Annotated in this window: 13 protein-coding genes; 4 read left to right on the top strand and 9 right to left on the bottom strand. The window is 53.7% G+C overall.

What is annotated here, in order from left to right; translation table 11 throughout:
- Window positions 1-9 precede the first annotated feature (9 nt).
- Together F1728_RS17770 and F1728_RS17765 are read right to left on the bottom strand one after the other, a co-directional pair.
- Complete coding sequence (locus F1728_RS17770; RefSeq protein WP_155365219.1) at window positions 10-1,038, bottom strand: alpha/beta hydrolase family protein; 1,029 nt, start codon at window positions 1,036-1,038, stop codon at window positions 10-12.
- A 39-nt stretch (window positions 1,039-1,077) separates the two neighbouring features.
- Window positions 1,078-1,569: a hypothetical protein gene (locus F1728_RS17765; RefSeq protein ID WP_228030221.1), complete on the bottom strand. Its 492-nt coding sequence runs from the start codon at window positions 1,567-1,569 to the stop codon at window positions 1,078-1,080.
- 107 nt (window positions 1,570-1,676) lie between these two features.
- On the opposite strand from F1728_RS17765, the gene mazG reads away from it, so the two are divergent.
- Window positions 1,677-2,615 (top strand): nucleoside triphosphate pyrophosphohydrolase, encoded by a 939-nt coding sequence (mazG, locus tag F1728_RS17760; protein WP_155365218.1) that lies wholly within the window; start codon window positions 1,677-1,679, stop codon window positions 2,613-2,615.
- Window positions 2,616-2,621: 6 nt separating this feature from the next.
- On the opposite strand, the gene F1728_RS17755 is transcribed toward mazG, so the two are convergent.
- From F1728_RS17755 to F1728_RS17740, 4 genes are all read right to left on the bottom strand, one after another.
- The gene (locus tag F1728_RS17755) at window positions 2,622-3,578 is read right to left on the bottom strand and encodes an ornithine cyclodeaminase family protein (protein WP_155365217.1); all 957 of its coding nucleotides are present in this window, start codon (window positions 3,576-3,578) and stop codon (window positions 2,622-2,624) included.
- Window positions 3,579-3,668: 90 nt separating this feature from the next.
- The gene (locus tag F1728_RS17750) at window positions 3,669-4,625 is read right to left on the bottom strand and encodes a GNAT family N-acetyltransferase (protein WP_155365216.1); all 957 of its coding nucleotides are present in this window, start codon (window positions 4,623-4,625) and stop codon (window positions 3,669-3,671) included.
- Window positions 4,626-4,726: 101 nt separating this feature from the next.
- The gene (locus F1728_RS17745) at window positions 4,727-5,680 is read right to left on the bottom strand and encodes a transketolase family protein (RefSeq protein WP_145191856.1); all 954 of its coding nucleotides are present in this window, start codon (window positions 5,678-5,680) and stop codon (window positions 4,727-4,729) included.
- Between the two features lie 111 nt (window positions 5,681-5,791).
- Complete coding sequence (locus F1728_RS17740; protein WP_155365215.1) at window positions 5,792-6,634, bottom strand: transketolase; 843 nt, start codon at window positions 6,632-6,634, stop codon at window positions 5,792-5,794.
- A gap of 420 nt (window positions 6,635-7,054) precedes the next feature.
- On the opposite strand from F1728_RS17740, the gene F1728_RS17735 reads away from it, so the two are divergent.
- Window positions 7,055-7,519 carry an anti-sigma factor gene (locus F1728_RS17735; RefSeq protein WP_228030220.1) on the top strand — a complete coding sequence of 155 codons (465 nt, stop codon included), beginning with the start codon at window positions 7,055-7,057 and terminating at the stop codon, window positions 7,517-7,519.
- A 14-nt stretch (window positions 7,520-7,533) separates the two neighbouring features.
- Here F1728_RS17735 and F1728_RS17730 read toward each other — a convergent pair whose 3' ends face one another.
- Together F1728_RS17730 and F1728_RS17725 are read right to left on the bottom strand one after the other, a co-directional pair.
- Window positions 7,534-9,129 carry a sulfatase family protein gene (locus F1728_RS17730; RefSeq protein WP_155365214.1) on the bottom strand — a complete coding sequence of 532 codons (1,596 nt, stop codon included), beginning with the start codon at window positions 9,127-9,129 and terminating at the stop codon, window positions 7,534-7,536.
- Between the two features lie 128 nt (window positions 9,130-9,257).
- The gene (locus tag F1728_RS17725; protein ID WP_155365213.1) at window positions 9,258-9,965 is read right to left on the bottom strand and encodes an LON peptidase substrate-binding domain-containing protein; all 708 of its coding nucleotides are present in this window, start codon (window positions 9,963-9,965) and stop codon (window positions 9,258-9,260) included.
- Between the two features lie 156 nt (window positions 9,966-10,121).
- Between F1728_RS17725 and nth the strand changes: the two genes are divergently transcribed.
- Window positions 10,122-10,799 (top strand): endonuclease III, encoded by a 678-nt coding sequence (gene nth / locus F1728_RS17720; RefSeq protein WP_155365212.1) that lies wholly within the window; start codon window positions 10,122-10,124, stop codon window positions 10,797-10,799.
- 129 nt (window positions 10,800-10,928) lie between these two features.
- The gene (gene dcd, locus F1728_RS17715) at window positions 10,929-11,501 is read left to right on the top strand and encodes a dCTP deaminase (RefSeq protein ID WP_155365211.1); all 573 of its coding nucleotides are present in this window, start codon (window positions 10,929-10,931) and stop codon (window positions 11,499-11,501) included.
- An 81-nt stretch (window positions 11,502-11,582) separates the two neighbouring features.
- Here dcd and F1728_RS17710 read toward each other — a convergent pair whose 3' ends face one another.
- Window positions 11,583-12,605 (bottom strand): 2-oxoacid:ferredoxin oxidoreductase subunit beta, encoded by a 1,023-nt coding sequence (locus F1728_RS17710; RefSeq protein ID WP_145191877.1) that lies wholly within the window; start codon window positions 12,603-12,605, stop codon window positions 11,583-11,585.
- Window positions 12,606-12,663: the final 58 nt, after the last annotated feature.

Here is a 12,663-nt window from a genome sequence, read left to right as displayed (position 1 = left end):
TCCGATCTCTCAGTCTGACCCTTTTCCAAAGCTGGAAGTATCACGAGACTGCTGCGACAGCCAGGCGCAGGCTGGTTCCGGTAATCCTTCATGCCCCCCTTCAAAAATGGTGACGCGGGCCTGCCCCGACTTGCGACGGAGATGAATATCGCGGCCGTAAGTTTCGTCAGGGGTCTCATCGGCAGACTGAGGCGTTGTGAGTTTCCCCTGATCCCACAATTGATGCATTTCTGCATCAGTAATTAGGGGGCTGTTATTCTTTTTCGCCAACTGATTGTAGGCCTTCAGTGTATGCATGAAGGGCACGGAACCGGTCTGGCCATCAGTGACACCGGCGTTGAGATCCAGCGGTACTTCACTGGCATTCGCAATCCAGTACAAAGGGGAGCGGTCACGATACTGGGCATCTACCTCTTGACTGGTTCCCGGTTTGGCAGTCAGCGACTTGAGAATCATCTGGGCGTACCGCTGGGGTTTACCATCTTTGACGTGGAAGCGATACCAGTCTGCGAGATCACTGATGCCGACCCAGGCCGAGGCGGCAGAGAAACGATCCGGATGATGACCAACCATGAGCATTGTCATGTGTCCGCCCCCCGAAGAACCCGCCAGGTAGATTCGCGACTGATCGACATCATAGTGTTGAATGACATAGTCGATCGCATCGAGAATGTCCTGTCGAGCCAGTCGAGAACCACAGGCTTCCGGCTGCTGATTGACGCCCCGGAAATTGGGATGCAGGTAAATCCATCCGCGTTGTTGTGCCTCTTTAAGCCACTTGGCGTTGTTCTGCTTATAATTGCCACTCCAGGAATGCAGGAAGACAAACAATGGTGTGGGACTGGATTTGGCAGACTTCGGCGCCCAGATGAGAGATGGCTGCATGCTCTGATCCAGCGTGCTTTTGACTTCAATCTTTGTGAGAACCGGATTGTCCGCCGGCTGTGCTTCAGGCAACTTTTCTGCAGCGGTCGATGTATGACTGCCAGACAAACCCCAGGCCAGCATCAGGGCGACGGAACATAATTTTCGGAACATCAATCGGAACTCCTCAGTTAGCTGAATCAAAGGCTGCTGTTACTTGTCGTTTTCAGAATCGGTTTTCTCTTTGGCGTACTCAATTTTACCCCAGAGGTTTCCGCCTACTTTGCCGTGCTGCCAGGTCCCCGCATAACGACCATCGTAGAACATGACCCGGGAAGTGAATGCGTTACCGAGACCGGGGATCGAAATATTCGTCAGTGAGATCACCGGAGTGTCGCCGGCCCAGTAGACATTCAATGGGATCGGGACATTGACATCGTTGTCACCGTACTTGATACGGGCTGTCAAGACCCACTGGTCACCCTGCAGTTTTTTGGCTGAGGCGATATCATAGCGTTCCTCGCGGAGTGGATTTCCGTTCTCTCTGCCATCGACTGTAAAATGTCCCACCAGCGTGGCACCGGACATTTCTTTTTCGAATTTCTTTTCCAGTTCCGCCTGCTGAGTGGAATCGTCGGCGAACGCGGTACTCAGAGACAACATCATTACACAGACTGCCAGTGAACTTTTCTTGAGAAAACTCATGATTTATGCCTCATCGAATGGTTGTGAATTTTCAGGAACAAGCGAATTCGCTACGATACATTCATCCTACACGATCCGAGCCTTCAGGTGAATCATACGGTAGCACAATGACAGATTCTGTCCCCCCAGCCCGATCCGAGAACACTCAGGGTAGCTCCGCTCCCCTGCCGGGTACTCCTCCCGATTATAGCATTCTAACCCCCGCCTTTGAAAAGCTTTGCGACGTGATTGCCCGACTGCGATCGCCGGAAGGCTGCCCCTGGGACCGGGCACAGACGCTGGAAACGATCAAACCTTATACCCTCGAGGAGACCTACGAACTGCTGGAAGCCATCGATTCGGGCAACGATCAGCATATCATCGAAGAACTCGGGGACCTGCTGCTGCAGATTGTGCTCGACTCACAGATCGCGGCGGACGAAGGTCGCTTTGATTTAACTCATGTGGTTGACCGCCTGACCCGCAAGATGATTGAACGTCATCCGCATGTGTTCGGTGATGTGAGTGCGGAAACGCCGGATGAAGTCCGCAAAAACTGGGACCAGATCAAAGACCAGGAAAAACAGCGGCGCTCGATCTTTGATGGCCTGCCCGAGGCACTGCCGGCTTTGGCTCGTGCATCGCGGGTCGCGGAAAAAGCGGCCAAGGTGGGTTATGATTTTCCTCACCGCGACATGCTGTTTGATAAGCTGCGGGAAGAAATCCAGGAACTGGCCGACGAACTGTTTCATGATGGACGACTGCCTGAAACACCTGCCACCGTGGAAGCCGAAGTCATTGCGGACCAGGAACTGGACGATCCGGAGCTGCAGGCCCGGGTGGAAGGCGAACTGGGAGACATCCTGTTTGTGGTCGCGAACATTGCCCGTCGCTGGAAGATCAACCCGGAAGAAGCCCTGCGAAAAAGTAACCGTAAGTTCCAGGTGCGGGTCCAGAAAATCGAACAGGCCCTGGAAACGGAAGGCCGCTCAATCCAGGAAGCGACTTTGCAGGAGATGGAAGCCATCTACCAGGCAGTCAAACAGCAGGAACGAGCACAGCGCTGAAGCGATTTAGAACGGCAGATCGACGCCAAGCCCTTCTTCCAGTGCATATTCATAAACCTGAACGCCCATCGCGACATCTTCGGCTGCAATGCCTACCGACTTGAATAGAGTCACCTGATCGTCGGTAGCCCGTCCGGTTTCGCGTTCGGCGACGATCTCTGAGAGATTGTGCATCAGCCGCCAGTCCGTGATTCCTTCGTCAACCGGCTGCATGAAGTCGCCGGCTTCGATCTTACACTGTTCGATGTCGTCACAGACGATCACATCGGCCCGTTTAATCGTGGTGCGATCAATTTCGCGACGGCTGCGGTGATTTGAACCGACGACATTCAAATGCGTCCCTTCATCCAGAACCCGTCCATCAAAGAGGGGAGCCTTGGCGGTGGTGGCGCAAATCACAATGTCTTTTTCGGCTGCCGTCTCGTCGGGGGAATGGCAGGCACTGACTTCGACATCGCAGAGTTCGGTCATTTCTTCAGCGAAGCGGCTGCAGTTTTCGTAATTGCGCGAATAGACCTGCACGAATTCTATCTTGCGGGTCATACAGATGGCCTGCAATTGAGTGCGTGCCTGCAGTCCGGAACCAAACAGGCCGACCACCTTGGAATCCGGGCGAGCCATGAATTCGGTAGCGACAGCACTGGCTGCGCCGGTGCGCAGCTGGCCGAGAAAATCCGCTTCGATCAAGGCGCGCATCTCACCCGATTCCTGATCGTAGATCGCCACGTGAAAGCGGGCTGACTCTCTGGTGGTGGTGTATGCTTTCCAGCCGACGTAGTTCAGGTATTCATTGGCGGCAGACATGGTATGCAGCATGACACCTGGTGCCCGCACCCGTTGTCGAGGGGCATTCATCACTCGCCCGCTTGCGATTTCTTTGAAAACCTTGTGCGTGATGAGAATGGATTTCTCCATGTCCATCAGGGAACGGACATCGTCTTCGGAGATATAGAGAGCCGCCATCTACGGTTACCTTTCCATGGACATTTCGGAATCAGCAGAACCAGCGTGCCTGTCGAGAGTTATATTAACGACGCGGCAGTCAGTTACACGCTAACGAGAAACGCGCTGATATACAATACCAGTATCCACCTGGTAGTAACCCACCGCTTCTGCAACGTGCCAGGCAACCGCGTTGGTTTCGGCAACGTGCAGTTCAAGCTTGGTGATCAGCTCGTCCTGAAGTCGACGGCCAATTTCCAGCAGGAGTGACTGCCCGTAGCCTTTGCCCCGTTCTGATTCTTTCACGTAGACATCGGTGAGACCGATCACGCGTTCTTCCCATTTGGGAATATAGAGGTCCAGTCCCACGACGGTCGCCGAGGCCATGGCATCATAGCCGGATTTGGGCACAAGTTCGAAATGCAGCGTTTCGAGACGTCCCAGACGTGTCAGCCACCACCAGTTGGGAGCCTGGTAATCATCGGAGATTTCCAGCTGCATTTTTCGGCGGAGGTTCACGAGGTGAAATTTAATCGGCGGTTTCTGACCGAGCAGATCACGCTGATAGATGCGCGTAGAGCCAATGGCTTCGTAGCCGAGGCTTTCAAAAAAAGGAGCCGCCAGGGGATCGGAGAGCAGAAACCCAGAAGGGCGGGTCCCGCCATACAGGCCGACCAGGTAAGGAGAGAGCAGTCCGGAGGGTCCGGCGGTGATTTGCGTGGCGCCTTTTGCGAGCAGGTATTCCTCTGCCCGACGGACCAGTTCGCGACCAATGCCTCGACGTCGGAATTCCGGATGCACAATGACGGCACAGATGACGCCTTCAGAGAAACTGAGGGCCGAGAGTTCCTGATTAGGACCGAAGCCAGCCAGTACGAAACCAACGATCGCACCATCTTCCACGGCGACGATCAACCCTTCCGGGTCAAAGTAGGGCTGGGAAAAGATGAGAACTTCGAATGCGTCGTTCGTGAGACATTCTGCGGCACCTCTCCCTAATCCTGCAGAATGCCAGAGTTTCAGCAGCTGCGGCGGGTCAGTGTTGTGGAAGGCGCGAAACTCAGTCACAAAGTTCTCTCACAGAATGTGAATGGGTCATATGAATCAATTTGTCAGCAACAATTATAGACAAAGCCCCCCTGAAAAATCAGGGGGGCTTGCCATTCTGCTTATTTCACTTTTTTGACAGCTTCAACGATCGCATCAGCAGTCAGACCGTACTTGTCGAGCAGTCCCTGAGGATCGCCACTCTCAGCGAAGCAGTCGCCGACGTTAACGAATGCCATGGGGACCGGATCGATCTGTGAGACAGCCATGGCGACAGCAGATCCCAGTCCGCCGTGTGCCAGGTGTTCTTCAGCGACCACAATCCGACCTGTTTCACGGGCTGCTTTGGCAATCGCGTCCGTGTCCAGCGGCTTGATGGTGTGCATGTCGATGACGCGAGCACTGACACCTTCTTCAGCCAGCTTGGTGGCAGCGTCCATCGCACCGGCGACCATCAGGCCGTTAGCGATGATGGTAACATCGTCACCTTCACGAACGGTATTGGCTTTACCGATTTCAAAGCTGTCACCATCTTTGTAGATTTCAGAAACGTTGGGACGTCCCAGACGCAGGTAGACAGGTCCTTCGTGCTCCAGCATGGCTTTGGTTGCGGCTTTGGTGGAAAAGGCATCAGCAGTTACCATCACAACAACGCCGGGCAGACTGCAGGCCAGGGAGACGTCTTCGATACCCATCTGTGAAGGACCATCTTCACCGATCGAAATCCCGGCGTGAGTACCAACCATTTTGACGTTCATGCTCGGGAACGCGATCGACATTCTGATCTGGTCGTAAGCGTTGCACATCAGAAATGCGGCAAAGCTGGCGACGACGGGGATATGACCGGTTGAGGCCAGACCACCGGCCACGCTGACCATGTTGCTTTCTGCGATCCCGACGTTGAAGGCACGTTCGGGGTATGCCTTGGCGAAGACTTCGGTACGAGTCGAGTTTCCTACGTCACCGTCAACGGTAACGACAGTCGAAAACTGGTCACCCAGATCTTTCAATGCATCGCCAAACGCATCGCGGGTGGCCTGTCCGATTTTCAATCCGCTAAGTTCACCTAAATACATAATGCTTTATCTCTTTTGTCTGTGTTTTGCCTGTAGATATTGTTTGATTCGAACTGCCGGCAACCTGACGCCGCCCGGATGTTTACCGAGCGGTCAGGAATAGCAGGGGTACTAACTGAGCAAGGCGAGTGCTTTTTCTGCCAGTTCGGGAGAGAGCGGCTTGCCGTGGTAGTTGGTATCGCCGGCTTCTTCAAGAACCGGCAGGATGCCATACCCTTTTTTGGTCTGTGAAATAATAGCCTTGGGCCGATCGGTGACTTTAGCGGCTGCTTCCAGTGCTTCGACTACCGTTTCCTGGCAGTTACCGTTGATGGTCTGGGTGTGCCAGCCGAAGGAGGCAATCTTATCTTCGAAAGATCCCATATCCAGAACGTCTTTCGTGGCACCGGTCTGCTGGTAACCGTTCTGATCGATAATCGCGGTCAGGTTTCCGAGCTTGTATTTCTCAGCAGCTGCGAGTGCTTCCCAGACCTGACCTTCACCCATTTCGCCATCGCCGATAACAACGAAGACGTTGGCACCGTTTTTATTCAAACGAGCACCGAGGGCCTGGCCGATACCCAGTGAGAGTCCCTGACCCAGTGAGCCGGTGGAGGCTTCAATCCCGGGCAGACGCTTCATGTTGGGGTGACCTTCGAAGGGGCTGCCCAGTTTACGGAGCGTCATGACATCATCAGTGGAGAAGTAACCGGCTTCCGCCATGGCGGCGTACAACACGGGAACCGCGTGACCTTTGCTCAGAATGAAGCGATCGCGGGCTTCCCAGGTGGGGTTCTGTGGATCGTATTTCATGAACCCGCCAAACCAGAGTGCGTTCACCACTTCGACGGCAGACAGACTGCTGCTGGGGTGTCCACTGCCAGCTTCGGTCGTCATTTTGATGATCAGACGGCGAAGGACTTTTCCTTTTTCCTTCAATTCTTCCATTGATAAGGCATTTGCTTGAGCAGCCACTGTATTTCCTTCAATTCTTCTAAACGAACCATAAAATCATCACGCGCCCGACTCTGAATCCAGTTCCCCTCTGTGATAATGGAACCTGCTGTCTTCAGAGGACCGAAAGAAGGGTGTTACCTGATCTGACAATCAGAGAATGGAGCTGTGACAGCATTCAGGCGCCACCAGGCGCAACTTAAGCGCGTCAATTTTCTTCCGGTATGCTAACGAGCAAGCCTTCCAGCCACAACCATTTGAGCTGTAGAAACCCGTTTGTGCACTGGAAAAGCCGGCCGACGACCTACTTATTCTGTAAAATACCTGCTTCCCCTCAGGCAGCTTTCTTCAGAAATTAACGGTTTGCTCTTTCTGGTCAAAATCACAACTGTTTATCCGACTAGTCTTTAAAGCAAGAATTCATTCGTCCATAATGAAACTGTGGTTCAGAATTCTCCCGTACTCTTCCCCCTGGGACGCAGCATGACTGAAAGCAGCTTCACCGATCAGGAACTACTGTCATATCTGGATGAAAGTCTGTCGACAGACCTGATGTCTCAGATCGAGGCGGCACTCCGTCAATCAGACCGATTACGGGTCCGGCTGGCGGAACTTGCGCGACAGCGCGACGAAGGAGTGCATTCTGTCGGCGAGATCTGGAGACGGAACCGTTTGAGCTGCCCGACCCGGAGTCAACTGGGGGGCTATCTACTGGAAACCCTGCCGCCGGAATTCCAGAGTTTCGTTGAATTCCATCTGCAACAGACCGGTTGTCGCTACTGCAATGCGAACCTGGAAGATCTGAAAGCGGGTCTCTCGAATCTGTCTGCCGACTCCCAGCGCCGACGTGAGAAGTACTTTCAGTCCTCGGCCGGCTACTTCAGTTCCCAACAGGATGACGAATAAATCCGTGTCACACTTCAGTCGAGCGGAGCAGCTTCAAAGTCCGTCTTGTTAACCCAGCCCGCTTTGAGCGGTTCTCCCCCCATGTAACGTTCGTAGAAATTCCGCGTGCGGGGATCGGAATACTGATAAGCTTCGAAGACGCCCCCCTTGCCTGTCATCCGCGGATCCTGTTGCGCTTTGAGTTCTGCTTCCAGCTGTTGTTTCAGGGCCTGTTTGACTTTCTGATATTCCAGCGTTTCTGCCAGGTTCGTCATACACTCCTGATCGCTGTCGATCGCGAACAGTTCTTCGGACGGCCGTTTCCCGAACGCAAGCTCCCAGAACTGCTGTTGACTGCCGTCGCGACGGAGATCCAGGATGACTGTCTTCGTCGGGCTGCCATCACAATTCAGGTAACCGGTCTCGGGATTGCCGGCGGGCCAGCGTCCTGTTTCGTAATTGTGCAGGTAAAGCATCCCCCCTTTGACGATACCACGGATCGGGTATCCCTGATCATGAGGGCGGCCGATATCGTGGCGTTCTTTGCCGATGAGAACATGGTCGCGGTCCGGATTGACCTGCCCCGATTTGGTAGACTGAAAAATATCGGTCAGGCTCTGACCGGTTGCAGGCTGCATTCCGGTCTGGTTCCATTTGAGCCCGGCAACTTCGATGAACGTGGGCGCGAAGTCGATGAAACTCACGTAATCCTTGATGACGCGTCCCGGGGCTTTAATGCCATCCGGCCACATGATGGCCAGGGGAAGATGGTTGGAGAGTTCGTATTCCTGTCCCTTGATGCGAGGAAAAGGCATTCCGTTATCCGCAGTCACCACGATCAGGGTATTGTCCAGTTCACCCCGCTCTTCCAGCATTTTCAACATGCGCCCCAGGTGCTGATCGAAGTGTTCGATTTCGTACGCATAGTCGAGCATGTCGTTGCGAATGACTTCGTTATCGGGCCAGTAAGCGGGAACGCGATCGATGTCTGCAATTTTCTTGCCGGCGTTCTTCGCCCCCGAGCCGTATTCATAACGTCGATGCGGTTCGAAACCGCCGTACCAGAAACACCAGGATTTCTGTTCGGGACAGGTCTGGAGAAATTCACCGAAGTTCCCGGCATAGTCGATGGACGAAATGCCTGTAGCAGGCGGTTTGAGTTTTTTGCTGTTAAAGGCGGGACCGGCCAGGTTTCGGCGTTTGCCTTGTGCATCGACGGCGACACCTGGTGCCCAGCCTTTCGCTGTTTTACCGACGACATAGCCGTGCTCTGCCAGGGCTTCAACATAAGTTTTGAATTCCGGCGGAAAGAACGCCATGTGATTGCCGGCCTCTTTGAGTTGCCAGGAATTGCGTCCAGTCAGGATGCAGGCACGCGAAGGAGCACACTTGGCATTCGGCGTATATGCGTTCGTAAAGAGCAGACCTTCGCGAGCCACCCGGTCGAAGGCGGGCGTCTTGACCCAGGAACAACCATACGCGCCCATGTGCGGATAAGAGGCGTCATCGGCGATACAGAACAGAATATTGGGGCGACTGTTCTCGGCAGCCTGTATCTGGTTGGTCAGTAACCCAGCGAGCAGCAGACAGACACAGATCACCTGCCAGAAGTTTGTGAAGCGCAATTTCATCGAAGCCGATTCCCGGAGAAGAGACTGGGGATAAAGAATCAAACAGTTGACTTTATCTTAGGCGAGAGAGTCAGAAGTCACAAGCAATTTTGCTTATCCGGGAAGGCACACAGGAATGTATGAGCACTTCAGTTCAAGCTGAATCCGTTGGAAGGGATCGCGGCGGCGGGATCGCGCTGCTGCTGGCGAACAATGCTCTTCAGAAAACTCAGCAGTAAATCGCTCCGCTGATCGACATCCTGTTCTGCCAGGATCAGTTGCTGCAGTGGAGATTCGAGCGGCAGCGAGCCAGCGAGCGTGTCACAGAGAATGCCCAGCTCAATATCGCGATGCAGTTGATGAAAGTATGTGGGTTCAGAAATGTGATCGGTAAAGATCCGCGAGAAATGTTCGATCAGTTCCAGTTGACGATGCTCCCGGTGAATCACCGGTTCCTCGGGATAGTAATCGGGTTTGAGATCCAACAGCGCGGTGCGATAAGGCGTATCCGTATTGAGCAGCGTGACGGAACGCGCTCGACAATGCCCCTGAACCAGCAGCGAATAGTGCCCCGCTTCCAGCTGAGCTGGTGAAACGATCGAAGCCAGACAGACGGGACGAATGTCTGTTCCGATAGAGAGAATTGATCCGGTACGGGAGCAGACCTGTTGCGAATCGATGGCGATGAGAGATCCGGAAGCGAGCACATCCGAGACGAGTTGGCAATCGAGGGGGGCAGTGATTCTCAATAACTGCAGCGAGTGGGGCAGCAGAACCGTGTTCTCCAGACTCAAAACCGGTACAACACCTGCGCTGGCTTCCAGCCGCTGCTCAATCATTTCCGAATCAGATACCATCTGCTAATTCCTGTCGATTCATTGAAAAAGAATCCGGGGTCTCCCATACTGAGACCAGTTCACATGCTCGCCGGTGAAAACCAGCGATGTCACTCAGAGTAGCACTCCAGTTTGGGAAATGTCATTCAGAATATGGCCAAAAAAACGAAACCCGTTGTGTCAGGTTCCAGTTATGCCGACTCACTTGATGATAAAAAGAAACATGCCCGCAAAATCGCGCGCGGACTGGCTCGCCTGTTCCCTGAACCCGAGTGTGCCCTGATTCACGATTCACCGTTTCAACTGCTGGTCGCCACGATCCTCTCAGCACAGTGCACCGACGAACGCGTGAATGCCACGACGCCGACCTTGTTCAAAAAATATCCCACGGCTGCGAAACTTGCGACCAGCAAGCAGGCTGATGTAGAAAAGATCGTGTACCCGCTGGGCTTTTTCCGCGCGAAAGCGACAAACATCCGCAAGATGGCCCAGGCTTTGATGGACGATCACGAGGGGGAAGTCCCGAAGACGCTCAAAGAACTGGTCGCACTGCCCGGCGTCGGCCGCAAGACCGCCAACGTGGTTCTGGGAACGGCCTTTGATATTCCCAGCGGCGTGGTCGTTGATACGCATGTGAAACGGATCTGTAATCTCTTCGGACTGACGACAAGCAAGAACCCGGAGATCATCGAGCGGGATCTGATGGAGGTCCTGCCGAAGAAGGAATGGATCGCCTTTTCGCATCGGGTCATTTTGCACGGTCGGGCAACCTGTGTCGCCCGCAAGCCGCGCTGCCGGGAATGTGCTCTGCTGAAAATCTGTCCGCGGATCGGTTTAAAACCCCTCGACCAGTAATTGCCTGTTGGTTAACGACTTGTTCCCGATTCTGAAAACGTCCGCCCGAACTGTTGAAAGCCTGTTCGCCGCGGTTTATGGTTCCAGTATGCGAAGTCTTCCTTCAACCTTCACAATAATGAGTCGCCGATGATCCTGACCGGGAAAGAAATCGAAAAACGCCTGGGAACTGATATTGTCATTGAGCCGTATAATGCAAAGTATCTGAATCCCAACAGCTATAACCTCTGTCTCCACAATGAGTTGATGGTCTACGAGGAAATCGTGCTGGACATGGCCCGTCCGAACCGGCTGGGGAAATATGTCATCCCGGAAGAAGGGATGGTTCTTTACCCCGGGCAACTCTATCTGGGACGAACCGTCGAACGGACTGAAACTCACAACCTGGCCCCTCTGCTGGAGGGCCGCTCTTCCATCGGACGACTGGGAATTTCTGTTCACGCCACCGCCGGGGTAGGCGACATCGGATTCTGTGGCTACTGGACTCTGGAAATTACCGTGGCTCAGCCGGTCCGTATTTATGCAGGCATTCCGATCTGCCAGATTATTTACCACACAGTGGAAGGCGAGATCGTCGAATACAACAGTGACAAGTACCAGAACAACAAAGGCATTCAACCCAGCCTGCTGTTCAAAGAGCTGAATCCCAACGAGAATCGCCAGATGCGACTCTCTTTCGGCGAAGAGAAAACGTCGGACTAGACGTCAGAAATAATTCACTCAATGAAAAAGGCGTTACAGCAGAAACTGTAACGCCTTTTTTGATGGAATGATGCGAGCCGTTTACACGGTCCAGGTATCCCCGGTATTGAACAGGGCTTCCAGGTTTCCTTCTCCGTTACGTTCAGTAGCGGATTTAACCTGATCGTAGACGGCTTCGTTATAGGTCGGATGTTCGACACAACGGAAGACGCCCATGGGTTCGGGCATTTCCGGATATCGCATGCTGGCCAGCAGGAATGCGAGATTCATGTCTTCCGATTTTTCGTCGTGGAACAGCAGATCGTCTTCGGTAATGCCTTTACCCAGTTCGACGACTTCGGGCTGATCATGGCTGTTGAGCCGAATCCCTTTGTCACGATCTTTACCGAAAATCAGCGGCTTGCCGTGTTCGAGGTAAATAACGTTTTCTTCCTTTTCGCCCTTCTTCGAGGCAAATGCAAAGGCACCGCTGTTGAAGACGTTACAGTCCTGGTAGACCTCGACGAAGGCGGTTCCCTTGTGGTTGGCAGCCCGTTCGAGCACGTTACAGAGGTGCTTGATATCGACATCGACCGAGCGGGCTGCGAAGGTAGCACGTGCGCCGATGGCGACGGACAGCGGGTTCAGCGGACGGTCCACCGAACCGAACGGCGTACTTTTAGTTTTAGTACCCGTGGGGCTGGTCGGTGAGTATTGTCCTTTGGTCAGACCATAAATCTGGTTGTTGAACAGAATAACTTTGACATCCACATTCCGCCGCAGGACGTGCATGAAGTGGTTCCCGCCGATGGAGAGCGAATCGCCATCACCGGTAATCACCCAGACCTGCAGATCGGGGTTGGCGAGTTTTACGCCTGTCGCGACTGCCGGTGCACGACCGTGAATACTGTGCATGCCGTAGGTATCCATGTAGTACGGGAACCGGCTGGAGCAGCCGATACCGGACACGAATACAAATTTTTCCTTGGGAATTCCCAGGGTGGGCAGAACTTTTTTCATCTGGGCGAGAATGGAATAGTCGCCGCAGCGGGGGCACCAGCGGATTTCCTGGTCACTGGCAAAATCTTTTGGCGAGAGGACAGGTAGCGAGGTGTCTACACTCATTTTATTATCCTTAAACGCAATCAATCGTTTCTAAAATAGTTTAGCTGTTGGTCTGTGA

This window comes from Gimesia benthica (assembly GCF_009720525.1).
GTDB lineage: Bacteria > Planctomycetota > Planctomycetia > Planctomycetales > Planctomycetaceae > Gimesia > Gimesia benthica.
The sequence above is the reverse complement of the archived record's forward strand: the minus strand, read 5'-3'. Positions and strand labels throughout refer to the sequence as shown.